25 protein-coding genes are annotated in these 25,027 nt (G+C 67.1%); 23 read left to right on the plus strand and 2 right to left on the minus strand.

All coding sequences use genetic code 11. The features are described 5' to 3' along the window. Positions 1-61 precede the first annotated feature (61 nt). From ACSQ25_RS09750 to ACSQ25_RS09860, 23 genes are all read left to right on the plus strand, one after another. On the plus strand, positions 62-1,546 hold the full coding sequence (locus tag ACSQ25_RS09750) for a cytochrome ubiquinol oxidase subunit I (protein WP_436105495.1): 1,485 nt from the start codon (positions 62-64) through the stop codon (positions 1,544-1,546). Beyond that, positions 1,536-2,543, plus strand: a complete 1,008-nt coding sequence (gene cydB / locus ACSQ25_RS09755) for a cytochrome d ubiquinol oxidase subunit II (RefSeq protein WP_436105496.1) — start codon at positions 1,536-1,538, stop codon at positions 2,541-2,543. The genes ACSQ25_RS09750 and cydB overlap by 11 nt, the downstream gene beginning before the upstream one ends. Position 2,544: 1 nt before the next feature. Beyond that, positions 2,545-2,673, plus strand: a complete 129-nt coding sequence (locus ACSQ25_RS09760; protein WP_436105497.1) for a DUF2474 family protein — start codon at positions 2,545-2,547, stop codon at positions 2,671-2,673. Positions 2,674-2,770: 97 nt separating this feature from the next. Continuing rightward, on the plus strand, positions 2,771-3,472 hold the full coding sequence (locus ACSQ25_RS09765; protein WP_436105498.1) for a TorD/DmsD family molecular chaperone: 702 nt from the start codon (positions 2,771-2,773) through the stop codon (positions 3,470-3,472). Positions 3,473-3,502: 30 nt separating this feature from the next. Continuing rightward, positions 3,503-3,742 carry a formate dehydrogenase gene (locus tag ACSQ25_RS09770; RefSeq protein WP_436105499.1) on the plus strand — a complete coding sequence of 80 codons (240 nt, stop codon included), beginning with the start codon at positions 3,503-3,505 and terminating at the stop codon, positions 3,740-3,742. A 19-nt stretch (positions 3,743-3,761) separates the two neighbouring features. Further along, positions 3,762-6,581 carry a formate dehydrogenase subunit alpha gene (locus ACSQ25_RS09775; RefSeq protein WP_436105500.1) on the plus strand — a complete coding sequence of 940 codons (2,820 nt, stop codon included), beginning with the start codon at positions 3,762-3,764 and terminating at the stop codon, positions 6,579-6,581. Between the two features lie 40 nt (positions 6,582-6,621). Further along, positions 6,622-7,305: a formate dehydrogenase FDH3 subunit beta gene (gene fdh3B, locus ACSQ25_RS09780; RefSeq protein WP_436105501.1), complete on the plus strand. Its 684-nt coding sequence runs from the start codon at positions 6,622-6,624 to the stop codon at positions 7,303-7,305. Further along, a complete protein-coding gene (locus ACSQ25_RS09785; protein ID WP_436105502.1) occupies positions 7,302-7,517 on the plus strand; it encodes a hypothetical protein in 216 nt (71 codons plus the stop codon). The genes fdh3B and ACSQ25_RS09785 overlap by 4 nt, the downstream gene beginning before the upstream one ends. Before the next feature lie 10 nt (positions 7,518-7,527). Beyond that, positions 7,528-8,640 carry a formate dehydrogenase subunit gamma gene (locus tag ACSQ25_RS09790; protein ID WP_436105503.1) on the plus strand — a complete coding sequence of 371 codons (1,113 nt, stop codon included), beginning with the start codon at positions 7,528-7,530 and terminating at the stop codon, positions 8,638-8,640. A gap of 8 nt (positions 8,641-8,648) precedes the next feature. Then, entirely contained in the window at positions 8,649-9,104 is a 456-nt protein-coding gene (locus ACSQ25_RS09795) for a hypothetical protein (RefSeq protein WP_436105504.1), read from the plus strand. Next, the gene (locus ACSQ25_RS09800) at positions 9,101-9,766 is read left to right on the plus strand and encodes a hypothetical protein (protein WP_436105505.1); all 666 of its coding nucleotides are present in this window, start codon (positions 9,101-9,103) and stop codon (positions 9,764-9,766) included. Before ACSQ25_RS09795 ends, ACSQ25_RS09800 begins: the two co-directional genes overlap by 4 nt. Continuing rightward, positions 9,763-10,209: a DUF3305 domain-containing protein gene (locus tag ACSQ25_RS09805; RefSeq protein ID WP_436105506.1), complete on the plus strand. Its 447-nt coding sequence runs from the start codon at positions 9,763-9,765 to the stop codon at positions 10,207-10,209. The genes ACSQ25_RS09800 and ACSQ25_RS09805 overlap by 4 nt, the downstream gene beginning before the upstream one ends. 11 nt (positions 10,210-10,220) lie before the next feature. After that, positions 10,221-10,703, plus strand: coding sequence for a DUF3306 domain-containing protein (locus tag ACSQ25_RS09810; RefSeq protein WP_436105507.1), 483 nt, complete (start codon positions 10,221-10,223; stop codon positions 10,701-10,703). Continuing rightward, complete coding sequence (locus tag ACSQ25_RS09815) at positions 10,700-12,367, plus strand: 4Fe-4S binding protein (RefSeq protein WP_436105508.1); 1,668 nt, start codon at positions 10,700-10,702, stop codon at positions 12,365-12,367. The genes ACSQ25_RS09810 and ACSQ25_RS09815 overlap by 4 nt, the downstream gene beginning before the upstream one ends. 70 nt (positions 12,368-12,437) lie before the next feature. Further along, positions 12,438-14,129, plus strand: coding sequence for an AMP-binding protein (locus tag ACSQ25_RS09820; RefSeq protein WP_436105509.1), 1,692 nt, complete (start codon positions 12,438-12,440; stop codon positions 14,127-14,129). Between the two features lie 422 nt (positions 14,130-14,551). After that, positions 14,552-14,971, plus strand: coding sequence for a GreA/GreB family elongation factor (locus ACSQ25_RS09825; protein WP_436105510.1), 420 nt, complete (start codon positions 14,552-14,554; stop codon positions 14,969-14,971). Continuing rightward, entirely contained in the window at positions 14,964-15,863 is a 900-nt protein-coding gene (locus ACSQ25_RS09830; RefSeq protein WP_436105511.1) for a universal stress protein, read from the plus strand. Before ACSQ25_RS09825 ends, ACSQ25_RS09830 begins: the two co-directional genes overlap by 8 nt. A gap of 20 nt (positions 15,864-15,883) precedes the next feature. Continuing rightward, positions 15,884-16,081, plus strand: a complete 198-nt coding sequence (locus ACSQ25_RS09835) for a hypothetical protein (RefSeq protein ID WP_436105512.1) — start codon at positions 15,884-15,886, stop codon at positions 16,079-16,081. A 30-nt stretch (positions 16,082-16,111) separates the two neighbouring features. Beyond that, entirely contained in the window at positions 16,112-16,702 is a 591-nt protein-coding gene (locus tag ACSQ25_RS09840) for a hypothetical protein (protein WP_436105513.1), read from the plus strand. Positions 16,703-16,810: 108 nt separating this feature from the next. Beyond that, positions 16,811-17,308: an SET domain-containing protein gene (locus tag ACSQ25_RS09845; RefSeq protein WP_436105514.1), complete on the plus strand. Its 498-nt coding sequence runs from the start codon at positions 16,811-16,813 to the stop codon at positions 17,306-17,308. A gap of 9 nt (positions 17,309-17,317) precedes the next feature. Further along, the gene (gene pncB, locus ACSQ25_RS09850) at positions 17,318-18,511 is read left to right on the plus strand and encodes a nicotinate phosphoribosyltransferase (RefSeq protein ID WP_436105515.1); all 1,194 of its coding nucleotides are present in this window, start codon (positions 17,318-17,320) and stop codon (positions 18,509-18,511) included. A gap of 254 nt (positions 18,512-18,765) precedes the next feature. Further along, on the plus strand, positions 18,766-19,515 hold the full coding sequence (locus ACSQ25_RS09855) for a GAF domain-containing protein (RefSeq protein WP_436105516.1): 750 nt from the start codon (positions 18,766-18,768) through the stop codon (positions 19,513-19,515). A gap of 82 nt (positions 19,516-19,597) precedes the next feature. Beyond that, positions 19,598-20,014, plus strand: a complete 417-nt coding sequence (locus ACSQ25_RS09860) for a DUF4019 domain-containing protein (protein ID WP_436105517.1) — start codon at positions 19,598-19,600, stop codon at positions 20,012-20,014. 13 nt (positions 20,015-20,027) lie between these two features. On the opposite strand, the gene ACSQ25_RS09865 is transcribed toward ACSQ25_RS09860, so the two are convergent. Continuing rightward, positions 20,028-21,221, minus strand: a complete 1,194-nt coding sequence (locus tag ACSQ25_RS09865; protein WP_436105518.1) for a DNA topoisomerase IB — start codon at positions 21,219-21,221, stop codon at positions 20,028-20,030. A 1,524-nt stretch (positions 21,222-22,745) separates the two neighbouring features. Further along, positions 22,746-24,983 (minus strand): hybrid sensor histidine kinase/response regulator, encoded by a 2,238-nt coding sequence (locus ACSQ25_RS09870; RefSeq protein ID WP_436105519.1) that lies wholly within the window; start codon positions 24,981-24,983, stop codon positions 22,746-22,748. Positions 24,984-25,027: the final 44 nt, after the last annotated feature.

Here is a 25,027-nt window from a genome sequence, read left to right on the forward strand (position 1 = left end):
CCCACGCCGCATGCTAGATTCTGGACACCACAACGGAGGTCGACGAGCAAAAGGAGGCCGCATGTTCGGTTTGTCCGCTTTGGATCTGGCGCGCGTGCAATTCGCGTTCACGATGTCCTTCCACATCTTGTTTCCGGCAATCACAATCGGCATGGCAAGCTACCTGGCCGTCCTCGAGCTGTGCTGGCTGCGGACCAAGCGCCAGGTCTACGTCGACCTCTACCACTACTGGCTCAAGATCTTCGCCGTCACCTTCGGCATGGGGGTGGTGTCCGGCATCGTGATGGCCTACCAGATCGGCACCAACTGGAGCTACCTGTCCGAATTCGCCGGCAGCATCATGGGGCCGATCCTGTCCTACGAGGTGCTGACCGCCTTCTTCCTCGAGGCCGGTTTCCTGGGCGTGATGCTGTTCGGCTGGACCCGCGTCGGTCCGGGCCTGCACTTCGCCTCCACCTGCGCGGTGGCGGTCGGCACCCTGATCTCGGCCACCTGGATCCTGGCCGCCAACAGCTGGATGCAGACCCCGCAGGGCTATGCCATCGAAGGCGGACGCATGGTGCCGGCCGACTGGCTGGCGATCGTGTTCAACCCCTCCTTTCCCTACCGCCTGCTGCACATGGTGATCGCCGCCTACCTCACCACGGCGCTGATCGTCGGCGCCTCGGGGGCCTGGCAGCTGCTGCGCGGGCGCGACAACCCGGCGGTGCGCAAGATGCTGTCGATGGCGATGTGGATGATCCTGCTGGTCGCGCCGATCCAGGCGGTGGTGGGCGACTTCCACGGCCTGAATACCCTGAAGCACCAGCCGGCCAAGCTGGCGGCGATGGAAGGGCATTGGCAGAACGAGGGCGACAAGGCGATCCCGCTGCTGCTGTTCGGCGTGCCGGACATGGAAGAGGAAAAGACGAAGTATGCGGTCGGCATCCCGCACCTGGGCAGCCTGATCCTGACCCACAGCTGGAACGGGCAGTTCCCGGGGCTGAAGGACTTTCCGCGCGAAGACCGGCCCAATTCGCTGATCGTGTTCTGGAGCTTCCGCCTGATGGTGGGCCTGGGCCTGCTCATGATCGCGCTGGGCGCCTGGAGCCTGTGGCTGCGGCGCAAACGGGGAGGGGAGGCGCGCTTGTGGCATAGCCGCCCCTTCCTGCGCTTCGCATTGTGGATGGGGCCGGCGGGCCTGATTGCCATCCTGGCGGGCTGGACCACCACCGAGGTCGGGCGCCAGCCCTGGGTGGTCTACGGGGTGCTGCGCACCGCCGACGCGGTCTCGCCGCACGGCGCCGCCTCGCTGGCCCTGACCCTGGTGCTGTTCGTGGTCGCCTACTTCTTCGTGTTCGGCACCGGGACCGTCTACCTGCTGCGCATGATCCGCAAGGGGCCGCAGCGCTTCGAGCTGCACACCCCGGCCCAGGGCGGGCCTGGCGAAGACCGGACGCCGAGCCGGCCGCTGTCGGCCGCGGACGTGCAGAACGACGACGACGAAGGCGAGGCAAGGCCGGATCGCCTCGGCGGGAACAAGGAGGACAGCGATCATGGGCATTGATACCACCGTCATCTGGGCGATCATCATCTTCTTCTCCGTCTTCATGTACGTGCTGCTGGACGGCTTCGACCTGGGCATCGGCCTGCTGTTCCCCTTCACGCCGAAAAAGCGCGACCGCGACACCATGATGAACACGGTGGCGCCGGTCTGGGACGGCAACGAGACCTGGCTGGTGCTGGGCGGGGAAGGGCTGCTGGCGGCATTCCCGGTGGCCTATTCGATCATCCTGTCGGGGCTTTATTTGCCGCTGATCTTCATGCTGGTCGGCCTGGTGTTCCGCGGCGTGGCCTTCGAATTCCGCTTCAAGGCCAAGGAACACGAACGCCACCTGTGGGACAAGGCCTTCATCGGCGGCTCGGTGGTGGCGTCCTTCTTCCAGGGCGTCTCGCTGGGCGCCTTCCTGGACGGCATCGCGGTCTCGGGACGCAGCTATGCCGGCGGACCGCTCGACTGGATCGCCCCCTTCCCGCTGCTGGCCGGCGTCGGGGTGATGATCGCCTACACCCTGCTGGGTGCCACCTGGCTGGTGATGAAGACCGAGGGCGAGCTGCAGGCGCGCATGGTGCAGGTGACGCGCCCCTTCGCCCTGATGCTGCTGGCGGCGATCGTCATCGTCAGCATCTGGACCCCGTGGCGCGACCCGGCGGTGGCCGAGCGCTGGTTCAGTTTCCCGAACATCCTGTTCCTGGCGCCGGTGCCGGTGCTGGTGCTGGTCTTCATCGTGCTCCTGCTGCGCTCGCTTACACGCGACCCGCACCGGGTCCCCTTCGTGGCGGCGCTGGCCCTGATCTTCCTCGGCTACAGCGGCATGGCGATCAGCATCTGGCCGCACATCGTGCCGCCCGCGATCACCATCTGGGAGGCGGCTTCGCCCCCGAGCAGCCAGGGCTTCGCACTGGTCGGCACCCTGTTCATCCTGCCCATCATCCTGATGTATACGGGCTGGTCGTACTGGGTTTTCCGGGGCAAGGTCAAGGCCGACGCGGGGTATCACTGACATGGCGACCCGACGCGAATGGATGCGGCGCTTCGGCTGGCTGGCCGCCCTTTGGCTCGGCGGCGTGTTTACATTGGCGGGGGTGGCCTACGTGATCCGCACCCTCATGCACGCACTGGGAATGCGCTGACGGTTTTCCAAAAAACGCACGGTCGTCAACCGTGCGCGGCCTGCTGCAAGGGAGGACTACACTGGTAGTGACCCTTTGCTAACAGGAGTACAGCACCGTGTCCTTCACCGACGCGCCGCAGATCGACCGTCCCACCGACCCCGCCACGCACGTGAACGTGCCCCTGCCGCTGTCCGGCGAGGACCAGGCGCGCGCCGACCTGTATGCGTTGCTGTCGCGCCTGCTGCTGGCGGCGCCCGATGGCGCGCTGCTGGACGCGCTGGCCCACGCCGATCCGATCCTGTCCGAAGGCGGCAACCCGGCGCTGGAACAGGCCTGGGAAGCCCTGACCCTGGCCTCCGGCGTCATGGACCCGGACGCGGTGGCCGAGGAATTCGATGCGATCTTCATCAGCGTCGGCACCCCGCCGGTCAACCCCTACGGCTCGCGCTACCTGTCCGGCTACCTGAACGACACCCCGCTGGCCGAGCTGCGCGCCGACCTGGCGCGCTTCGGCATCGGCCGCGTGCGCGGCGTCGGCGAGTTCGAAGACCACCTGGGCGCCCTGTGCGAGACCATGCGCGTGCTGATTGCCGGCGCTCCGGCGCAGTCAGGCACGATTCCGCGCCAGCCGCTGGCGGTCCAGCAGGCCTTCTTCGAGGTTCACATCGCCCCCTGGTACGAGCGCTGCCTGGCCGACATCGCCTCCGCCGAAGGCGCGAATTACTACCGGCTGGTCGTCCGGCTGGCCGACGCCTTTCTCGCCATCGAAGCGGAAGCCTTCGTGGTAGGGGAGGCGCTCACCGATTCACCCGCTTAGTTTCACAGTCAACCAAGACGAGGCACAGGCATGGAACAGCATCCGCAAGTACAGGAAGAGCGACAGGACGGCAAGCCGGCCGCGGGGCCGGACCCTGCCCGGCGCAGCTTCCTGAAAGCCGCGCCGCTGGGCGCGCTGGCGGTGGTGGCCGGCAGCGCCGGCGCCACCGAAGCGCCACCTGCGGCACCGGTGGCGGCGCCGCAGGTCAAGCGCGGCTACCACGAAACCGAGCATATCCGTCGTTACTACGAGACCGCCGCCTACTGGTGAGCATAACGGGAGAGTCAGCATGTCCCTAGTCAAGTCGGTCCGCGACAGCGGACTCAAGCGGCGCCGCTTCCTGGTCGGCGCGGGCGTCGCCGCCGGCGCCGGCGCCCTGGCCCGGCAGCTGCCGCTGAACGTGATCGAACCGGCCAAGGCCGACCAGGCACCTGGCGCCCCGGTGCCCACCGAGATCAAGCGCACCATCTGCAGCCACTGCTCGGTCGGCTGCTCGGTGGACGCGGTGGTGGCCAACGGCGTCTGGGTGCGCCAGGAAGCCGCCTTCGATTCGCCTATTAATATGGGCGCGCACTGCGCCAAGGGCGCCTCGGTACGCGAGCACGCCTTCGGCGAGCATCGCCTGCGCTACCCGATGAAGCTGGTGGGCGGCAAATACCAGCGCATCTCCTGGGACCAGGCCATCAACGAGATCGGCGACAAGCTGATCGAGCTGCGCCAGAAGTCCGGCCCCGACGCGCTGATGATCATTGGCAGTTCCAAGCACAACAACGAGCAGTCCTACCTGCTGCGCAAGTTCAGCGCCTTCTGGGGCTCGAACAACTGCGACCACCAGGCGCGCATCTGCCACTCGACCACGGTCGCGGGCGTGGCCCAGACCTTCGGCTACGGGGCGATGACGAATTCCTTCAACGACTTGCACCACAGCAAGGCGGTGATGTTCATCGGTTCCAACCCGGCCGAAGCCCACCCGATCTCGATGCTGCACTTCCTGCATGCCAAGGAGCTGGGCGCGAAGATGATCGTGATCGACCCGCGCTTCACCCGCACCGCGCGCTTCGCCCACCACTACGTGCGGGTACGCCCCGGCACCGACATCCCCCTGGTGTGGGGCATCCTGTGGCATATCTTCCAGAACGGCTGGGAAGACAAGGAGTACATCGCCGCCCGCACCTACGGCATGGAAGACGTGCGCAAGGAAGTGGCGAAATGGACGCCGGATAAAGTCTCGGACGTCACCGGCGTGCCGGAAGCCTCGGTGCGCATGGCGGCCGAAATGCTGGCCAAGAACAAGCCGTCCTCGGTGGTGTGGTGCATGGGCATCACCCAGCACCACGTGGGCACGGCCAACGTGCGGGCGCTGTGCATCCTGCAGCTGGCGCTGGGCAATATCGGCGTGCCGGGCGGCGGCGCCAACATCTACCGCGGCCACGACAACGTGCAGGGCGCGACCGACGTCGGCCCGAACGGCGATACGCTGCCGGGCTACTACGGCATCGCCGAGGGCGCCTGGAAGCACTTTGCCAATGCCTGGGGCGTCGACTACAACTGGATCCTGTCGCGCTTCGCCTCCAAGGAGCTGATGGAGAAGCCCGGCATCACGGTGTCGCGCTGGTTCGACGCCGTCAACGAAGAGAACCAGTTCGTCGACCAGCCGAGCAACCTGCGCGCGGTGTTCTACTGGGGCCACGCGCCGAACAGCCAGACCCGCCTGCCGGACATGAAGGCGGCGATGCAGAAGCTCGACATGATGGTCGTGATCGACCCCTACCCGAGCATGACGGCCTCGATGCACGGGCGCACCGACGGCGTCTACCTGCTCCCGGCCGCCTCGCAGTTCGAGACCTCGGGTTCGTGCACGGCCTCGAACCGCAGCATCCAGTGGCGCGAGCGCGTCATCCTGCCCTTGTTCGAATGCAAGACCGACCACGAGATCATGTACCTGTTCGCCCGGAAGCTCGGCTTCCACAACGAACTGTGCAAGAACATCAAGGTGGTGCAGAACGAACCGGTGATCGAGGACATCCTGCGCGAGATCAACCGCTCCTGCTGGACCATCGGCTACACGGGCTGTTCGCCGGAGCGCCTGAAACTCCACATGGAGAACAAGCACACCTTCAACCCGACCACCATGCGCGCCGACGACGGTCCCTGCAAGGGCGACTACTACGGCCTGCCGTGGCCGTGCTGGGGCACGCCGGAACTGAAGCACCCCGGCACCCCGATCCTGTACGACACCAGCAAGTCGATCGCCGAGGGCGGCCTGCCGTTCCGCGCCAACTGGGGCGTCGAGCACAACGGCGTGTCGCTGCTGGCCGCGGACGGCTCGACCAACAAGGACAGCCAGCTCGACACCGGCTATCCGGAATTCGACCACGTGTTCCTGAAGAAGCTCGGCTGGTGGGCCGAGCTCACGCCGCAAGAGCAGGCAATGGCCGAGGGCAAGAACTGGAAGACCGACCCGTCCGGCGGCATCATCCGGGTCGTCATCGCCCACGGCTGCGCGCCCTGGGGCAATGCACGCTCGCGCTGCAACGTCTGGAACTTCCCCGACCCGGTACCGGTCCACCGCGAGCCGCTGGCTTCGCCGCGCCGCGACCTGGTCGCCAAGTACCCGACCTATGACGACAAGGCCAACTTCTGGCGCCTGCCGACCCTGTACAAGTCGGTGCAGGACGTCGATTACTCGAAGGATTTCCCGCTGATCATGACCTCGGGGCGCCTGGTCGAGTACGAGGGCGGCGGCGAGGAAACCCGTTCGAATCCCTGGCTGGCCGAGCTGCAACAGAACATGTTCGTCGAGATCAACCCGCGCGACGCGTCCCAGATCCGGGCCAAGGTCGGCGACTACGTCTGGGTCGAGACCCCGACCGGTGCACGCCTCAAGATGATGGCGATGGTCACCGAACGGGTGCCGATCGGCCTGGTCTGGATGCCTTTCCACTTCGGCGGCTGGTGGATGGGCGAGGACCTCGAGCGCCACTATCCCGAAGGCGGCGCCCCGACCGTGCGCGGCGAGGCCTGCAATACGGGCTGGACCTACGGCTACGACGCCGTGACGATGATGCAGGAAACCAAGGTGTCGCTGTGCCGGGTGGTGAAGGCCTAGTGCACGAGACGGAACACTGACCAGAGCGGAGGAGACCGGCATGACCGCGAGGATGAAATTCATTTGCGACACCGAGCGCTGCATCGACTGCAACGGCTGCGTGACCGCATGCAAGAACGAACACGAGACCCCATGGGGCGTCAACCGGCGCCGCGTGGTGACCATCAACGACGGCATTCCGGGCGAGCGCTCGGTGTCGGTCGCATGCATGCACTGCACCGACGCGCCCTGCCTGGCGGTGTGCCCGACCAACTGCATCTACCACACCGAGGACGGCATCGTCCTGCACAGCAAGGACCAGTGCATCGGCTGCGGCTACTGCTACTACGCCTGTCCCTTCGGGGCGCCGCAATTCCCCGAGACCGGCATGTTCAACCACCGCGGCAAGATGGACAAGTGCACCTTCTGTGCCGGCGGCCCGGAACCGGATACCTCGGAAGCCGAATTCAAGAAGTACGGCCGCAACCGCATCGCCGAGGGCAAGCTGCCGGCCTGCGCCGAGCAATGCGGCACCAAGGCCCTGCTGGGCGGCGATGCCGACCAGATCGCCGACATCTACCGCCAGCGCGTCGAGACGCGCGGCTACGGCCCCGAACTGTGGGGCTGGAAGATCGCCTATGGCCGCCCCAAGCGCGGCGGCGAGGTCAAGGCGAAAGGCGACCTGCCGCGTAGTAACCAGCAGGTGGGCGACGTGCAGAACCATCCTGGGAGGTTCCCGCAATGAGCAAGCTCCGCTATTGTGCATTGGCCTTGCCGCTGCTGCTGGCAGGCTGCCTCGAGGTCGACCAGCATCCCGAATGGCTGCGCGGCGAATACGCCGGCAAGGAAGACAACCGCCACTACCAGGTGCGCTTCCACAACGACCGGCTGGCCTGGTCGGCCAAGGTGCAGGACCGTGGCATGAAGCAGAACGAATACAACCGGGCCAACCCGTAAGGAGCCGACGATGCCGACCACACCCCTGCGGTCCAGCCCCGGCGCCATGCGCGCTTCGCTGGTCCTGATCGTCGCCCTCGTGTTCGCGCTGCTGTTGCCGTCGGCCTGGGCCGGCGTGCCCAACAAGGATGCCAAGGCCGCCTACGCCGAAGAGCAGACCATGCTCCAGATCGAGGGCGATTCGGTGGTGCGCGAGCCCGGCAAGGGCCAGGCGTCGTCCGGGCGGGTCCACATGGACCGCCATTTCCTGGGCCAGTACGGGGCCACCGAGGCCAACGTCATCGTCCAGCGCGGCGGCAACACCTGGCGCCACCTGCGCAACGGGCCCCTGGCCAGCATCGCCGGCTTCATCCTGCTCGCGGTGCCGCTGCTGATCTTCGTGTTCTACAAGGCGGTCGGAGGAGCGAAAGAGGTGCCGGCATCGGGGCGCCGCATCAAGCGCTTCACCGCCTGGGAACGGCACGTGCACTGGGCCACGGCCTACAGCTTCATCGCGCTGGCCATCACCGGCATCATCATCATGTACGGCAAGAAGATCATGCTGCCCTGGATGGGACACGACCTGTTCTCCTGGTTCGCCATCATCTCCAAGTACCTGCACAACTTCGTCGGGCCGCTGTTCATCGTCTGCTCGATCCTGATGTTCATCACCTTCGTGCGGCGGAATTTCTTCCACCGCCAGGACTGGCAGTGGGTGAAGCAGGGCGGCGGCCTGGTCTCGCACAAGCACCCGCCGGCCGGTTTCTTCAATGCCGGCGAAAAAGCCTGGTTCTGGCTCGGCGTCACCCTGCTGGGCATCCTGATGTCGATCACCGGCCTGGTGCTGGACTTCGTCACCTTCGGCCAGACCCGCTACGTGCTGCAGGTTGCGAACTTCCTGCACGTGGCCGGCGCCGCCCTCTACATCGCCGCCGCCATGGGCCACATCTACATCGGCACCTGGGGTACGCCGGGCGCCTACCAGGCCATGCGCGAAGGCAGCGTCGACGAGAACTGGGCGGCCGCCCACCACTCGCTCTGGCTGGAACAGGTCAAGAACGGCACCGCCACCGACCCGGCCCACCGCCCGCATCCGGACGGCAAGCCGCCGCGTCCTGCACCGCGGCCGGGCCCGGCACATTGAGGAGCACCATGAAAGCATCCACCATCCTGATCCACGGCGCCCTGGCCGCCATGGCCGTGCTGGCCGGCGGCTGCGACCGCGGCCGCAACGCGAGCGTGGGCGGCATCGAGCAGACCAAGTACCCGGGCCAGGTTACGGCGGGCGGACGCACCGCCGGCGCCATCATCGCCAGCACGGCCAAGCCCGTCACCGACGCCACCTATGCCGGCGGCACGCCGGGCCACGCGGGCGGCGCCGGCGGCACCAGCTCGGGCGCCGAGACCGCCGGCACCGTGCGCGAGACCGGCCAGGGACCGACTACCGGCGTCACGGCGCCCACGGGCGCCCAGCCGGGTACGCAGGCCCAGCCGGGCGAGAACGGCAAGCCGGCGGCGCCGGCCCCGGGCACGGTGGAAGCCCCGGCCGCCACCAACACCGCCCCGCAGGGCCCGGCAGCCCCGGGAACACTGGGAGCCAAGCAATGAGCAAATACCTTCGACTGAGCTGCGCGCTGGCCGGCCTGCTGGCCTGCAGCGCGGCCTCGTGGGCGGCGCTGCCGAAGCCGACTCCGGCCCAGCAGCAGGAAGCCGCCGCCAAGAAAGCAGCGGCCGACGCCAAGGCCGCCAAGGACAAGGAAGCGCTGGCGGCCTCGATGGACGCGCTCAGCACGCGCTGGCGTTCGCAGGCGCCGTCCAAGGGCTGGAAAGTCAATCCGCCGGTGGCGATCGCGGCAGCACCTGCGGCCGTGACGCCGCCCGGCCCGGCGCCCGGCGTCGCCGGACCCGGCACCATGGCCCCTGGTGCCGTGGTGAACACGATGCCGCCCGGTGCGGCGCCGCCGGGCGCTGCCCGTGCCGCCGCCGCAGCCGGGATGGTGCCGCCGGGCGTGACCCCGCCCAATGCCGGCATGCCCGCGGCCCCGCCGGCGAACGCGGCGCCGGGCACGGCCGCCGCCGCGCCCGCGACCGGCGCCGCGCCGCACAGCCGCCAGGCGCTGAACGCGGCCAACGTGCCCATCAAGAGCGAGAAGCTGGGCACCGCGGCGCCGAGCGAGGACGTCAAGGTAGGACAGACCAAGGCGGTGCCGAAGGGCGCGGCCCCGGCGACGGAGAAGGCCGGCACCCCCAAGACGGCGAACAAGCAATGAAGATGGGAAGCATGCCGATCGCGGTCATCATGCAGCGCCGCGCCGTGCAGCACCGCTGGGCCGACGAGGCCTGGGAAGCGGTGGGCGTGGTGCCGGACCGCGGCACCCTGCCGCGCCTGCAGGTGCTCAGCGAAAGTCCGGAGCGCGACTATTACCTGGTCTCGGGCCTCGAACTCGAGTTGTATACAGACGAGAACGACGGCTACTACGAAAACTGCATGGCGCCGGAATCGAAGGTGTTCGTGCTGTGGCGCATGGAGGAGGGCAAGGCCATCCCGGTGCGCGCCTCGGTCAGCTACCTCGAAGGCACGCGCATGTTCGACTCCGGCGAGCAGGCCGACGGGGTCGCCATGCCGGCCGAGATCTATGCCTGGGTGGCCGGCTACCTGCGCGAGCATTACCAGCCCAAGGCCGGCAAGCGGCGCGGCCGCGAGCACGGATGAGCGGGGCCCCGATGTCCGATGAAGGATTCTTCCGGCGCTGGGCGCGCCTGAAATCCACCGGCGGCGATGCCGCGCCGGTCGAGCCGCCACGCCCGCCGGCGGCGCCCGCGCCCGCGCCCGTGCCCGTGACGGCACGGCGGGAAGCCGAAGCAGGGCCGCTCCCCACTCTCGAAGACGTCGCCCGCCTGACCCCCGACGCCGATTTCTCCGCCTTCGTGGCACAGGGCGTCGACAAATCGGTGCAGCGCCTCGCCCTGAAGAAGCTGTTCAGCGATCCGCACTTCAACATGATCGACGGCCTCGACATGTACATGAGCGACTACAACCAGGCCTCGCCGCTCAGCCCGGCCATGCTGGCCTCGCTCAAGCACGCGCCCGGGGTGCTGTCGCGGCTGTTCGGCGACGAGCAGGAAAGCGATCAAAAGATCGAAGAAACGAGCGAGCAAGCCCCGGAGCAAGAAGGGGCGCCGCTGTCCACACAAGGGAAAGCATGAACATCCGTTTCACCGACAATCCGCCCATCGACCCGGTCCAGGAAGGGCGCAACGCGCAAGCCAGGCGCGCCGCCATCCTGGCCGCCGACGCCATCCCGGTATTCGAACCGGCGATCACGGTCAGCTACCGTTCCGCCGGGCGCACCCTGGTGGTCGGCTCCGCCGTGCAGGCCTTGCCCTGGGCCGACCGCCTCGCGGCCGCGCTGCCGGTCACCGTCCTGCTGCTCGACAGCCAGGAGCGCATGCCGGAGCGCCCATACCCGGTCCACGTGGCGCGCACGGTCGCCGTCGCCGGCTGGCTGGGCGCCTTCGAGGCGCGCTGGCAGGCGCCCGGCCAGCCGCTCCAGCAGGGCCGCTTCGACCTCGTGCTCGACCTGAGCCCGAGCCGCCTGATCCCGAGCCACCAGCGCCCGCACGGCTACTACGCCCCCGGCTACGAGGACGCGGCCCGCAACGAGGCCGTCGAGACCATGCTCGACATGGTCGGCGATTTCGAAAAGCCCAAGTACTTCTCGTACAAGGAACGCAGCTGCGCCCACGGCCGCAACGGCCAGAAGGGCTGCAGCGCCTGCATCGAGATCTGTTCGGCGCAAGCCATCGCCGGCGACGGCGACAAGATCAAGGTCAACCCCTACCTGTGCGCCGGCTGCGGCGCCTGCTCCACGGTCTGCCCCACGGGGGCGATCAGCTATGCCTTCCCGCCGGCGGCGCTCACCGGCAAGCGCATGCAGGCGGCGCTGCGGTCCTACCGCGAGGCCGGCGGAGAGGATCCGGTGTTTGTGCTGCACGATCCGGAGCACGGCGCGGCGCTGCTGGCCCAGCTCGGCGACGCGGTACCCGGCCGCATCATCCCGCTGGCGCTGCAGCACACCGCCTCGACCGGCATCGACGTCTGGTTCGGCGCGATTGCCTACGGCGCAGCCGGTATCGCGGTCCTGATGACGGGCCGGGAAGCGCCCCAGTACATCGCCGCCCTCGACCAGCAGATGGAGATCGCCCAGGCGGTGCTGGATGGCCTCGGCTACGAAGGGCCGCACTTCCAGCTGCTGCGGGTCGACGCGCCGGAGGAACTCGCCGTGGCCCTGCGCCATGCGCCGCGCGGACGCGTCCCGCTCGAACCGGCCGTGTTCCACCTGGCGAACGACAAGCGCAACACCCTCGACTACGCGCTCGAGCACCTGCACCGCCACGCCCCCGTGAAACCGGAGCAGGTGGCGCTGCCGCCGGGCGCGCCCTTCGGTGCGATCGAGGTCGACCGCAAGGCCTGCAGCCTGTGCATGTCCTGCGTCGGCGCCTGCCCGGCGGGCGCGCTGCAGGACGGGCAGGGCGTGCCGCTGCTGCGCTTCATCGAAAAGAACTGCGTCCAGTGCGGGCTGTGCGCCACCACCTGCCCGGAAAACGCCATCACGCTGGCGCCGCGCCTGTCCTTCATGGAGACCCGCAACCAGGCGGTGGTGCTGAACGAGTCCCAGCCCTTCCACTGCATCCGTTGCGACAAGCCCTTCGGCACCCTGCAGATGGTCGAGAACATGCTCGGCCGCCTGGCCTCGCACCCGGCCTTCAGCGGTCACCTCGACCGGCTGCGCATGTGCGGCGACTGCCGCGTCATCGACATGATGGAGCCTGAGGGCGAGATGCGGATCACGGCCCTCAGGCGCGACTGATCTCGTCGGGTGGCAGCAAACATGGCAAAATGACTACAGCATCCCTGCCACCCAGCGACCAGGAGACACCATGACGCCATCCCAGCGCTTCATCCAAGCGCGCGACTTCCTGCTGCAGCACCGCCTCGACTACGACACCGCCTACCGCGACTTCCGCCAGCCCCAGCTGGAGTCCTTCAACTGGGCGCTCGACTACTTCGACCAGATGGCGAAGGACAATCACGCACCGGCGCTGTGGGTGGTCGAGGAAGACGGCAGCGAGCGCAAGATCTCGTTCGCCGACATGGCCTCGCGCTCCTGCCAGGTGGCGGAGTACCTGCGCCAGTGCGGCGTCAACCGCGGCGACCGCGTGCTGCTGATGCTGCCGAACCGGGTCGAACTGTGGGAGATCATGCTGGCCGGGATCAAGCTCGGCGCCGTGCTGGTGCCGACCACCATGCTGGTCTCCGGCGCTGACCTGCAGGACCGCCTCGAGCGCGGCCGCGTGAAGCACGTGATCGCCCAGGCTTCGGAAGCGTCCAAGTTCGACACCATGACGGGCGACTTCACCCGGATCGCCGTGGGCGGCAAGCCCGCTGGCTGGCACGACTTCGACGACTGCCGCGACGTGCTGTCGGTGTTTTCCCCCGTCGGCGAGACCCGCGCCACCGACCCGCTGCTGCTGTACTTCACCTCCGGCACCACGGCCAAGCCCAAACTGGTGCTGCACAGCCATCAGAGCTATCCGGTCGGCCATCTGTCGACCATGTACTGGATCGGCCTGCAGCCGGGCGACGTCCACTGGAACATCTCCTCGCCGGGCTGGGCCAAGCACGCCTGGAGCTGCTTCTTCGCGCCCTGGAACGCGGGCGCGACCATCTTCGTCTACAACTACGAGCGCTTCTCCGCCAAGGCGGCGCTGGACACCATCCAGCGCTGCGGCGTGACCTCGCTGTGCGCGCCGCCGACGGTCTGGCGCATGATGATCAAGGAAGACCTGAGCGCCTGGAAGCCGCCGCTGCGCGAACTGGTGGGCGCGGGCGAACCGCTCAATCCCGAAGTGATCGAGCAGGTCGAGAAGGCCTGGGGCATCCGCATCCGCGACGGCTTCGGCCAGTCCGAAAGCACCTGCCAGATCGGCAACTCGCCGGGCCAGCCGATCAAGCCCGGCTCGATGGGCCGGCCGCTGCCGGGCTACCGGGTGGCGCTGCTCGACATCGACGACCAGCCGGCACAGGAAGGCGAGCTCTCGCTGGCGCTCGATCCGGCCCCGCTGGGCCTGATGATGTGCTACGAGGGCGACGAGGAAAAGACCGCCAGCGTCATGCGCGCCGGCCACTACCACACCGGCGACACCGCCACGGTCGATGCGGACGGCTACTACTTCTACGTCGGGCGCAACGACGACGTGTTCAAGTCCTCGGACTACCGCATCAGCCCCTTCGAACTGGAGAGCGTGCTGATCGAGCACGAAGACGTACTGGAGGCGGCGATCGTGCCGAGTCCCGACCCGCTGCGCCTGTCGGTGCCGAAAGCCTTCGTCACGCTGCGCCAGGGCGTGGCCCCGAGCCGCGAGGTGGCGGCGTCGCTGTTCGCCTTCGCGCGCGAACGGCTCGCGCCCTACAAGCGCATCCGCCGCATCGAATTCCGCGAGCTGCCCAAGACCATCTCGGGCAAGATCCGGCGCGTCGAGCTGCGCAAGGAAGAAGCCGGGCGCACCGCCGGGACGGCGCCGCCGGAGGGGCAGGGCGGCGAATACCGCGAAGAAGATTTCCCAGCCTGAGCGCGGCCTGAGCCGGCCCTCGGTTGACGAAAAAACCAGGAGGTATATACTGGTCCGGTACTCAATCATCCTGTGGTCTCACACGAGCATGCGCTGCACTTCTTCCTACGGCATCGGTTTTTCCTCCAGCGTGCGGGCTTCGCACGCTGGCGCCGTCGACGCAGCTCGCTTCCCGCAAACGTCCCTGTCGCTCGGACTGAGCGTGTTCCACGCTCGTCTCGCGCAACGGTCGACGCGCGATCTCGCCTGCCTTTCCTGAGCTCGGCGAGAGCCGGCCAGGCTTGAACTTCCAGGCCCAGCCACTCTCCCGAGCCCCATCCACAAGCATCGTCTGAGAAGCTGCCGCACGTGCCGACGCATGTGCCGCGGTACGCCATTCGTTCCTGTTGGCCAGCCCGGTATCGGGCTGGGAAAGGCAAGCCATGTGCACCACCACCTACCTCAGCCAGCATGACCTGGCTGTCCTGACACGCCTCCTGCGGACCCGCGCGGCTGACGCGCGTCGGGCCGACCCCGCGGTCCTCCGGCTCGCCGAGCTGGCCGGATCTTCCCTGCTGCTGCCTGAGGGCGGCGACCCGCGGCCGCGCGTCTCGCTCGGGGCGAGCGTCCGCTACCGGGTCGCCGGCGGCGACACCGACGCCGTCGTCATCGCCTGCCCGCAGGATGCCCACGCCATGCTGCCCCGGGTCCCGGTGCTCACGCCGCTGGCCCTGGGCATGCTCGGCCACGCGGAAGGCTGCACGGTCGATATCGGCCTGGCGCTCGGGCGCAGGCTGCGGCTGGACATCCTCGAGGTGCAGCCGCCTTCCGGCTTGCCACGCCGGGAGCGCCATCATGACTGATACCCGGCCGGTTTCATCCACGCAGGCCGCTGTGCGCCGTATCGACAGGATCCTGCTGGCGATCCACCAGGCCCACCCGGGCCGTGTAGAAACCCGGGCCGCGCTGCTGGCGCCTGGGCTCGGCATCGAGACCTTCGATGTGCTCGCCGTGAAGCGCGCCGGGACAGGCCTGCGTCCGACCACGGCCTGCAGCCACGTCCAGGTCGACGCTGACCGGCTGACCGCCCTGGTCGACGGCCGGCGCCTCACGCTCGGCGTGCCGGCGCTGCCCGAAGAACTCGACAAGCTGTGGACGGTCCGGCACGGGCATCCGGCCGAGGTCATCGCGGGAACGGCCGACAGCATCGGCGCCGACCTGACCCTGGTGGCCGGCAGCGGCAGGACAACACTGCCCTTGTGGGCGCGGCCCACGCGCGACGCCGACCTGGTGCGCCTGAGCCGCGGCGCCGTGCTGCTCGTGCGCGGCGAGCCGCGCGAGGTCTACCGCCGCGTGGTGGTGGCCACCGACTTCTCGCGCGCTTCGCTGGCCGCGGCGCGCACCGCGGCCCTGCTCGCACCGTCCGCCGGCTTCGTCTTCGTGCACGCCTTCCGGCAGCCGGAGCAGGGCCGGGAGGATGCGCGCCGGCGGCTCGATGCATTCGTCGCGCTGTTCCTGCACGGGCTGCCGGCAGGCAGGGGCGAAGTGCAGGCCGGCCGGGCGCACGGCGTGATCCGCGACTGCGCCCGGCGCCACCAGGCCGACCTGGTGGTGCTGGGCAGGGGCGCATGCCATCCGGGGGCGCGCCTGTCGTGCGCGAACGTGATGCAGAAACTGATGGACGACGCCGAGTGCGATCTCCTGATCGGGCCGGACCGTTCCGGCGACGACGGAGACCGGCGCCTGGCGGCGTGAATCGACAAAGGAGGAAAGCAATGAAGAGCAATCAAAGGGATGCGGCCTTGCAGGTGCGGCAGCGCATGGAGACACGGGGTAAACGGCGCTTCGTCAAGCGGCTCCTGGAGCGCAATGCGCAGTGGCGGCGCATGGCCGCCGGCGCCATGGCTGCGGGAACGGCGGCATTGCTGGCGGGCTTGCTGGTGCTGGGCGAAGCCGCTGCCATGGCGGCGTGAGGATCATGGAGGAACAATGTGGCTGACGGTATGGCATCCGCAGGAACGGTGGTACTCGACTGGCATGCGCACCCGTACTTCCCGGTGAGCCTCAACGCGCGGCGCGCGCTGCGGCTCCTGCGCTCGGCCGGACGTGCGGTATGGCTGGCCAGGGAAGGGCGGCAGCGCGGCTGCCGGCACGCCTTGTTCCCGACCGACCTGTCGCCTTCCTCGCTGGCCAGCCTGCGGCAGGCCGTCCGCATGCTGCCGCGCATGCGCTTCACCCTGCTGCACGGCTGCCGCGTGAGCGGCGAAGGGAGCATGCGGGCGGCAGGTGTCGGCGACGCCGTGCTCGATGCCTGCCGCCGCCGCACCGAAGGCGCGGCGCGCGCGGCCGGCTACCGCTTCGCCGCGCAGCTGCCGGGCGCTGCCCGCCGGCTGGCGGTGCGCGTGCTGCTGCTGCGCGAACCCTGGGCAGTGGCGGTCGCCGCGCATGCCGCGATGATCCATGCGGATCTGCTGGTACTGGCCGATGCCCGGGGCGGGTGGTGGGAAGACCGGCGCCGGCATGCGGACCTGTGCGTGCTGCTGCGCCGGACGGATTGCGACCTGCTCTTGCTGCCGCGTGCGGATGCGGCCTGATCCCGGTCATGGATCACGCCCTGCCGCGCACAAAATGTGCGGCATGGCAGCAGCGATTCGTACCATAATGGTCATCGCTTTCATAACCCGCCCCATCCGACCAAGCCGATGACCACGACACGCCCCGCCAAATCCGATCCCGCCTACGAAGTCAGGAAGTCCCCCGTCCACGGCAACGGGGTGTTCGCGCTCAGGCCCATCGGCGCCGGCGAACGCATTATCGAATACCGGGGCGAGCGCATCACCTGGGACGAAGCGACCCGGCGCGCCGCCGAGGCAGGTGGCCCCATCAACCACACCTTCTATTTCACGCTGGCCGACGGCCGCGTGATCGACGGCGGCAGCCGCGGCAACGCGGCGCGCTGGATCAACCACGCCTGCTCGCCCAACTGCGAAGCCTTCGAGGACGATGGGCGGGTCTACATCCACGCGATGCGCGATATCGACGCCGGCGAAGAGCTGAACTACAACTACGCGCTGATCTACGACGAGCGCCACACGCCGGCCCTCAAGAAGTTGTTCGCCTGCCGCTGCGGCACGCCCGGCTGCACCGGCACCATGCTGGCGCCGAAGAAGCGCGCGAAGAAATCACTTGCCACCGCCTGAAGGACACCGATGAAGCCAGTCGTCCGCAGCCTGCTGGAAACCGACCTGTACAAGTTCACCATGTGGCAGGCGCTGCTGCACAGCCATCCCGACGCGGTGGGCGAGTACGAATTCCTGTGCCGGAACCAGCCGGCCTATCCGCTGGCGGAGCTGAAGGATGACGTCGAGCGTGAACTGGATCATCTCTGTTCGATGATGTTCCTCGACCACGAAGTCGCCTACTTGCGGAGCCTGCGCTTCATCAAGAGCGACTTCGCCGACTTCCTCACGCTGTTCCGCTTCCAGCGCAAGTTCATCCAGGTCGAGACCGACGGCCCGCACCTGCGCATCCGCGCTACCGGCCCGCTGGTGCACGTGATGGGCTTCGAGATCTTCGTGCTCTACATCGTCAACGAACTGTATTTCCGCCGCTTCGACCAGGCACCGGTCATCCCGGAAGCGCGGCTGCGCCTGCAGCAGAAGATCGACGAGCTGCGCGCCTTCGAACGCGAGCCGCAGCGCGCCACGCCCTTCGAGTTCTTCGACTTCGGGGTGCGCCGGCGCTTCTCCGGCGACTGGCACGACGAAGTGGTGGCCACGCTGGCGCGCGAGCTGCCGCAGTTCTTCAAGGGCACCTCCAACGTTTACCTGGCCCACAAGTACCAGCTGGTGCCCATCGGGACCATGGCGCACGAATACCTGCAGGCCTACCAGGCTTTCGGCGTGCGCCTGCGCGACTTCCAGAAAGCCGCGCTGGAGGACTGGGTGCAGGAATACCGGGGCGACCTCGGCACCGCGCTCACCGACGTGGTGGGCATGGATGCCTTCCTGCGCGACTTCGACCTGTATTTCGCCAAGCTGTTCGACGGCCTGCGCCACGATTCGGGCGACCCGGTGGAGTGGGGCGAAAAGGCGCTGGCGCACTACGCCCGGCTGCGCATCGACGCGCGCACCAAGCGCCTGGTGTTCTCGGACGCGCTGACCGTGCCCAAGGCGCTCAGCCTGTACCGCCACTTTGCCGACCGCACCATGCTGGGCTTCGGCATCGGCACCAGGCTGACCAACGACACGCCTTATCCGGCACTGAACATCGTGATGAAGCTGACCCACTGTAACGGGCAGCCGGTGGCCAAGCTGTCGGATTCGCCGGGCAAGTCGATGTGTACGGACCAGACCTTCCTGGCTTACCTGCGCCAGGTGTTCAACCATCCCGGCGAGGGATAGGCCGCGTATAACCTGGTCGCAATTCCTACGTGCTGGAACATGTGCATCGTATTCGTGGCGAATAAATGAACGAAGAGTTATTAATCAGGTAAGGAAAAATGTTGAATTTGGGCATCATCATGTCCAAAGAATTTCTTTAATGCAATTGAAATTGAGCTATTTGGGCGTATCCGAAACTCATCTCTAAAATGCCGGTTTTAGAAGAGGGATTTCGTCATTTCGGGTATACTTCCCCTGGATAACCAGGACCGCTAATGCAGAGCAAGTTCACCGAAGAGGACCCGATCCTCACCACCAGTGCCGCAGCGCGGATGCTGGGCGTCGCCACCAGCACCGTACAGTTGTGGATGGAGAGCGGCGCCATTCCATCTTGGAAAACTCCGGGTGGCCACCGCCGCACCCGCCAGAGTACGATCCAGGCCATGCTGGACCGTGCGGGCCCGCTGTCCGGCTCCTTGTCCGGCGAAACCCTGGTGCAGTCGCCGACCGATCCGGAGTTCATCCTCCAGGGTGACGAAAGCTTCCCGGCCGGCGCAGACGAAGCGCGCCGCCTGGCTGTACTTGCCGCATCGCGCCTGGTCGACAGCCCGCAGGAAGAGCGCTTCAACCGTATCGTCCGCCTGGCAGCCACCGTGACCGCTTCGCCGATCGCGCTGGTGTCGCTCCTGACCGCGCGCCGCCAGTGGTTCAAGGCGCGCGTCGGCCTGGGGCCGCAGGAAACGCCGCGCGAGTGGGCGTTCTGCTCGCACGCCATCTTGCAGGATGCGCCCTTCATGGTCGAAGACGCGGCCACCGACGAGCGTTTCCGCGAGAACCCGCTGGTGCTGGCCGAGCCGCACATCCGCTTCTATGCGGGGGTGCCGCTGCGCGACCGTTCCGGCCTGCCGATGGGTACCCTGTGCGTCATCGACCGCGAGCCACGCCGCCTTCGTTCGGCCGAGCTGCAGGCGCTGTGCGACCTGGCCGATATCGCCTCCTCCGAGTTCCAGGCCAAAACGGCCTGAGCTGCGCAATAATGCGCGACAAAGTCGCGCCGGCTTTCCGGTATGCTGAACAGACCGTTCATCTCACTACCGGGAGCATCCCATGCGATTTGCCGCCGCTGTCCTGTTGTCTACCGCAGCACTCATCCAGCCTGCCAGTGCGCAGGACACTTCAGCAGCGACGCAGGCCGCCACCACGGCGGCGCAGACCTGGCTGGCCACGGTGGACGACGCGAAATACGAGGACAGCTGGAGCCAGGGCGCCGCGGCCTTCCGCAGCGCGGTGACCGGGCAGCAGTGGAACGACGCCATGCGCGCCGTCCGTGCGCCGCTCGGCGCCGTGAAGTCGCGCAAGCTCCTCGCCGCCCAGTACACCCGCAAGCTGCCCGGCGCCCCCGAGGGCGAATACGTCGTGGTCCAGTACCTGACCGAATTCGCCGCAAGGACGGCAACCGAGACCGTGACGCCGATGCGCGAGGCCGACGGCAGCTGGAAGGTCTCCGGCTACTACATCCAATAAGTCCCCGCGCCGGTCATCTCATGACCGGTGCGGCGGCTGGTGTGGCGTTCTTGCGCCGCGGTGCGCGTGCGGCCTTCTTCGGCGCGGCGGCGCGGGCCTTCTCACGTTTCAGTTCCTCTTCCTGCTCACGGCGCAGGCGCTGCTGCAGCATCGCCAGCACCGCGGCTTCCTCGGGCTGCAGCGCGTGCAGGTCTTCGGTCAGCTCCTGCTCGGTGCGCTCGCGCAGCACTTCGAGCACGGTACCGTCGAGGTAAGCGTCGAGCACCACCGGGTGGACGTAGCACTTGCGGCAGACCGTGGGCGTGTTGCCGAGCTTCTCGGCCACCGATTCGATGGCGCGCACGATGTTCTTCTTGGCCTGGGCTTCGGAATCGAACTTCTCGAATTCCTGCAGGGCCAGCGCCGCCAGCACCGTGCCGGACCAGGTGCGGAAATCCTTGGCGGTGTAGTCTTCGCCGGTGATGGCGCGCAGGTAGTCGTTGACGTCGCTCGAATCGATGCTGTGGGTCTCGCCCTGGTCGTCCACGTACTGGAACAGTTCCTGGCCGGGCAGGTCGCGCGCGCGCCGGATGATGCGCGCCAGCCGGCGGTCGTGCACCTGCACCTTGTGGTAGACGCCGCTCTTGCCGCGAAAGCGGAACTCGACGTCGCTGCCATCCACCTTGACGTGGCGGTTGCGCAGCGTGGTCAGGCCGAAGGACTTGTTGGTGCGGGCGTATTCCTCATTGCCGACACGCATCATGGTCGCTTCGAGCAGGTAGACGATGGTCGCCAGAACCTTCTCCCGCGGCAGGCCGGGCAGGGACAGGGCGCGGTCCACTTCCTTGCGGATGGCGGGCAGCGCCTGGCCGAAATTCAGCATGCGTTCATACTTCACCTCGTCGCGCACGGCGCGCCACTTCGGATGGTAGCGGTATTGCTTGCGTCCCCGGGCGTCACGGCCGGTGGCCTGCAGGTGGCCGTTGGCCTGGGGGCAGATCCAGACGTCCGTCCAGGCCGGCGGGATCACCAGCGACTTGATGCGCCCCAGCGTCGCTTCGTCCGTGACCGGGTCGCCGCCGGCGTCGAGGTAGCGGAAGCCGTCCCCCTGTTTCTCGCGCCGGATGCCGGGGCGGTCGTCGAGGACGTAGCGCAGTCCGGCGGCTTTCGCGGCGGCCGGTGGATCGCTGAGCGGGTTGTCGGCAGAGCCGTTCTGTTCGCTGTGCATGTGGGCTTCCGTAAGTCAGGTTGCCCGATCCTACGCCGATCCGGGACGTGGCTACCGTTCGGGAGATAACGTAGGCAGGCCCGTGCAAGTTCGCGGGCGCTGGCCTGACGATAAGCTAATCGACAGTCTGTCGTTGAGCAGTATGATGTGGCGTCCGTCGGGCAATTGCGAGTGGCCGCTGCCGGCCAGTAGCAGTCATTCGCAAATGATTTTCAGACCTGAGAACATTTATAAAATTGTTGATTCCAAGAAAACTATGAGGCAAGCTTCCCCTAACACTGAGGGACATGGAACCCATCATCCGTGGTCATATGGGTCGCAGTGCTTCCGATGGATGGGCCCCGCTATTGTAGGAGCCAACTTTCTCCCGCTTGCCAGCGAAATGCGAGCATGGCTCACTCGAAAGGGAAGCCTTTCGCTGCCACCAGAAATTGGCAAGGGAGGTCGAGGTGGCCTCAGTAATCCATACTCCTTCAGCGGCGCAACTTTGGCGCTAATTCTCAGCCGCACTGTCAACGATTGGCACAGCTACACTAACTCGACAGAGTCCGTCGATCACAATTCAATAGATGCGGAGATTGAACGGCTGCGTATCAACAATGAAGTAGTGCTCTATTCGGCAAGATTTTGTGAGGTGGCGATAAAGCAACTATTGTATTGCACTCAAATTCCTGAAAAGCGGTTTAGTCGTATGGCCCTCGGGGCATTGCTCAAGTCCCCGTGTCCAAGTTGCAAGAAGGAGAACGGGAGAAAGCCACACAGTGTGTCTATGGTCGGTACATTGGCGCATCCTTTCCACTTGTGTCTTGAATTTGAACATTGCGCAATGGACCATATGGCGTTGGTTAATACGAAACGTAATTCGGAGGCTGCTCACTCGGACATTCAAATGTTGAACGTGCGGACGGTAGCAGAGTCAAAAGCACAGCTTGCTAGAGACTGTGACGAGATTCTGTCGGGGTTCATTCATATGCTTTCACATTTAGAAAGTCTAGAGTTACGCATGCTTGACGATTTGGTCCACAAGGGTGAGGAAATCATGCGATATCAGCGCAACGGGCTTACCACTGAGGATTGCAACTTCAACTTGGTTCCGGGAAAGGCAGTAGAGCTTCCCCAAATTTCCCGGACGACTAATAACTCGGCGACCTCGGGTCGTGTCAGTTAGTAACGGCAGGCGGTTCTCGGCCAATGACCGCAATGGTCGGCTGCAGACGTACACTGAGCGGAAGCGGTTGGTCACGAGCGGACATTCATGCGTTATGAAAGATCGTGCGATGAACTTCATAAAGCGCGTAATTGCCGTTCTCGTGCTAGCACTGCTTCTGGCCGCCTTAGTTACTTTCTTCCTCTGGGTGCGAACTCCACTTGCGATCGACCGTTGTTTGGATCAGGGTGGAAGATGGGATTACGCACAGGACAGCTGTGACCACGGGCAAAAGGGCAGCTAATACTTGGTAGGCAGCATTGGCGGCCGCCCACGCCGGTCAAGGCGCCGTCCTGCCCAATGAGCCCAAGCCAGGCCTATCGCGCCACTGGCGTCGCACTGGCCTGCGCCAGCAACTCGCTCAACTGCACCGTATTCACCGGCTTGACCATGTAGTGGTCGAAGCCGGCCTCGTGCGCAGCATCGCGGTCCTGCTGGCGGCCGTAGCCGGTGGCGGCGATCAGGGTGGCGCCCCTGGTTTGCGGCAGCTGGCGCAGCCGGCGCGCCAGTTCGTTGCCGTCCAGGTCGGGCAGGCCGATGTCGAGCAGGCAGACCTGGGGCGTGAACACCTTGGCCACCTCGATGGCGTCCAGCGCGTTGTACGCGATCTCGACCCGGTGTCCGGCGGCGGTCAGGAACAGGTTGAGGGTGTGGGCGGCGTCCAGGTTGTCGTCCACCACCAGCACCCGCAGCGGCGCCTGGGCCGTGGCGGCATGGCGCACCGCTTCCGCCACCGGCGACTCGACTTCCTGGCTGAAGCGCGGCAGGCGCACGGTGAAGCGGCTGCCCTTGCCGAGTCCCGGGCTGGTCGCGCTGACGCTGCCGCCGTGCAGCTCGACCAGGCTCCTGGCCAGCGCCAGGCCCAGGCCCAGGCCGCCCTGCGAGCGGTCCGGGCTGCGCTCGGCCTGGGTGAACAGGTCGAACACGCGGTCCACCAGGGCGGCGTCCATGCCGATGCCGTCGTCCGCTACCGTCAGCACGTAGTTGTCGCCGTCCTCGGCCAGGCGCAGCTCGATGTGCCCGCCCTCCGGCGTGTACTTGGTCGCATTGCCCAGCAGGTTCGCGACCACCTGCACCAGGCGCTTGTGGTCGCCCTTGACCCGGGCCGGGCCGGACGGCAGGTCGAGCACGACCTTGTGGCGGCGCGCCGTGATCAGGGGGCGGATCTGCTCGGCGGCATCGTCCACCACCTTGCGCAGGTCCAGCACCTGGGTCGAGATCGACACCAGGCCGCGGGTGACGCGCGAGACGTCCAGCAAGTCGTCCACCAGGCTGGTCATGTGCTCGACCTGGCGCGCGATGATGGCGCAGGTCTGGGTGATCTGGGCATTGTCCGAATGCAGGAGCTTGAGCAGGTGGGCGCCGGTGCTGATCGGCGCCAGCGGATTGCGCAGCTCGTGGGCCAGCATCGCCAGGAACTCGTCCTTGCGCTGGTCGGCCGCGCGCAGCTCGCGCTCGGCCTGGCTGCGCGCCGCTTCCTTGGCCTGCAGCGTGGCCGCCATCTCGTCGAGGGCCGCGGCCAGGCGTCCGATTTCCTCGTTGCCGTAAGTGATGCCGGAACGCGCCTGCAGCTCGCCGGCGGCGATGCGGCGCGCCGTGTCCATCAGCTTGCGCACCCGCTGCACGATCAGGATGTCGCCCGCGAGCCAGGCCGCCAGCAGGGCCAGCATGGTGGTCACGCCCAGGCCCAGCAGCGACATCAGCTGGGCCTCGCGCGCCGCCGCCGTGATGGTCTCGACCGGCACGCCGATCGTCACCGTGTATTCCGACAGGGAGGGGCCGCCCACCCGCGCGAAGGCATGCAGGCGCTCGATGCCGTCCTCGCCGCGCAGCAGCACCGGGCGCTGTTGCGGGTCGCGCATGGCCGCCAGCAGCGGCTGGCTGATCTTCTTGCCGAACCAGCGCTCGGGATCGGGCCGGCGCGAGATCAGGAGGCCGTTCGAATCGGCCGTCTCCAGGATCGAGCCGGCCGGCAGGTTGATGTCGTTGACGAAGGTGTCGAGTCCGGCCAGGTCCATCGCCGAGAACACCACGGCCACTACCTTGCCGCTGCGGTCGGTCACCGGATAGGTGAGGTTGATGGTATGGCGGCGGATGACGCGGCCGAACACGTAGTCGCCGGCGATGAAGCGGCGCTCGGCGATGGCGCGCCGGAAATGGCGGCGGTCGCCCAGGTTCACCGGATGCAGCATCGGCACCGCGCTGCAGGTCACTTCGCCGTCCATGCGGATCAGGCCGAAGTTGACGTAGCCCTCGTTGCGGTCCAGGACGTCGGACAGCAGGGCGTTGCAGCGGTCGGACGGGCCCATCAGGTCGGGAACGCTCACCAGGTCGACCAGGATCTGGCGCGCGCGGTCGAGCGACTGCGCCTCGTTGGCGGCGGCCAGATTGGTCAGGCGCTGCAGGTTTTCCTCGGAGGCCCGGATCGCCGTCTCGCGCTCGCGCAGGCCACCGAGCACCGTCATCACGGCAATCGGCGTAATCGCCAGTGCGACCAGCAGCATCAGGCGGCTGCGCAGGCTGTTCAGGCGTAGGCGCTGGAGCAAGGGATTCATCGACATCGGCGAGACTCGCGGTTGCGGTGCACCGAACTGGTGCG

The sequence above is a fragment of the Massilia sp. LjRoot122 genome, assembly GCF_964252725.1.
In the GTDB taxonomy this organism is placed as follows: Bacteria; Pseudomonadota; Gammaproteobacteria; order Burkholderiales; family Burkholderiaceae_D; genus Telluria.

Coding starts and splice junctions, on each gene's coding strand:
- ACSQ25_RS09785 (WP_436105502.1), top strand. CDS start 7,302: ATGAGCAAGCTCCGCTATTGTGCATTGGCCTTGCCGCTGCTGCTGGCA.
- ACSQ25_RS09855 (WP_436105516.1), top strand. CDS start 18,766: ATGCAGAGCAAGTTCACCGAAGAGGACCCGATCCTCACCACCAGTGCC.
- ACSQ25_RS09800 (WP_436105505.1), top strand. CDS start 9,101: ATGAGCAAATACCTTCGACTGAGCTGCGCGCTGGCCGGCCTGCTGGCC.
- ACSQ25_RS09750 (WP_436105495.1), top strand. CDS start 62: ATGTTCGGTTTGTCCGCTTTGGATCTGGCGCGCGTGCAATTCGCGTTC.
- pncB (WP_436105515.1), top strand. CDS start 17,318: ATGAAGCCAGTCGTCCGCAGCCTGCTGGAAACCGACCTGTACAAGTTC.
- ACSQ25_RS09795 (WP_436105504.1), top strand. CDS start 8,649: ATGAAAGCATCCACCATCCTGATCCACGGCGCCCTGGCCGCCATGGCC.
- ACSQ25_RS09770 (WP_436105499.1), top strand. CDS start 3,503: ATGGAACAGCATCCGCAAGTACAGGAAGAGCGACAGGACGGCAAGCCG.
- ACSQ25_RS09820 (WP_436105509.1), top strand. CDS start 12,438: ATGACGCCATCCCAGCGCTTCATCCAAGCGCGCGACTTCCTGCTGCAG.
- ACSQ25_RS09830 (WP_436105511.1), top strand. CDS start 14,964: ATGACTGATACCCGGCCGGTTTCATCCACGCAGGCCGCTGTGCGCCGT.
- ACSQ25_RS09860 (WP_436105517.1), top strand. CDS start 19,598: ATGCGATTTGCCGCCGCTGTCCTGTTGTCTACCGCAGCACTCATCCAG.
- fdh3B (WP_436105501.1), top strand. CDS start 6,622: ATGACCGCGAGGATGAAATTCATTTGCGACACCGAGCGCTGCATCGAC.
- ACSQ25_RS09845 (WP_436105514.1), top strand. CDS start 16,811: ATGACCACGACACGCCCCGCCAAATCCGATCCCGCCTACGAAGTCAGG.
- ACSQ25_RS09805 (WP_436105506.1), top strand. CDS start 9,763: ATGAAGATGGGAAGCATGCCGATCGCGGTCATCATGCAGCGCCGCGCC.
- ACSQ25_RS09865 (WP_436105518.1), bottom strand. CDS start 21,221: ATGCACAGCGAACAGAACGGCTCTGCCGACAACCCGCTCAGCGATCCA.
- ACSQ25_RS09815 (WP_436105508.1), top strand. CDS start 10,700: ATGAACATCCGTTTCACCGACAATCCGCCCATCGACCCGGTCCAGGAA.
- ACSQ25_RS09835 (WP_436105512.1), top strand. CDS start 15,884: ATGAAGAGCAATCAAAGGGATGCGGCCTTGCAGGTGCGGCAGCGCATG.
- ACSQ25_RS09870 (WP_436105519.1), bottom strand. CDS start 24,983: ATGAATCCCTTGCTCCAGCGCCTACGCCTGAACAGCCTGCGCAGCCGC.
- ACSQ25_RS09790 (WP_436105503.1), top strand. CDS start 7,528: ATGCCGACCACACCCCTGCGGTCCAGCCCCGGCGCCATGCGCGCTTCG.
- ACSQ25_RS09825 (WP_436105510.1), top strand. CDS start 14,552: ATGTGCACCACCACCTACCTCAGCCAGCATGACCTGGCTGTCCTGACA.
- ACSQ25_RS09775 (WP_436105500.1), top strand. CDS start 3,762: ATGTCCCTAGTCAAGTCGGTCCGCGACAGCGGACTCAAGCGGCGCCGC.
- cydB (WP_436105496.1), top strand. CDS start 1,536: ATGGGCATTGATACCACCGTCATCTGGGCGATCATCATCTTCTTCTCC.
- ACSQ25_RS09840 (WP_436105513.1), top strand. CDS start 16,112: ATGGCATCCGCAGGAACGGTGGTACTCGACTGGCATGCGCACCCGTAC.
- ACSQ25_RS09760 (WP_436105497.1), top strand. CDS start 2,545: ATGGCGACCCGACGCGAATGGATGCGGCGCTTCGGCTGGCTGGCCGCC.
- ACSQ25_RS09810 (WP_436105507.1), top strand. CDS start 10,221: ATGTCCGATGAAGGATTCTTCCGGCGCTGGGCGCGCCTGAAATCCACC.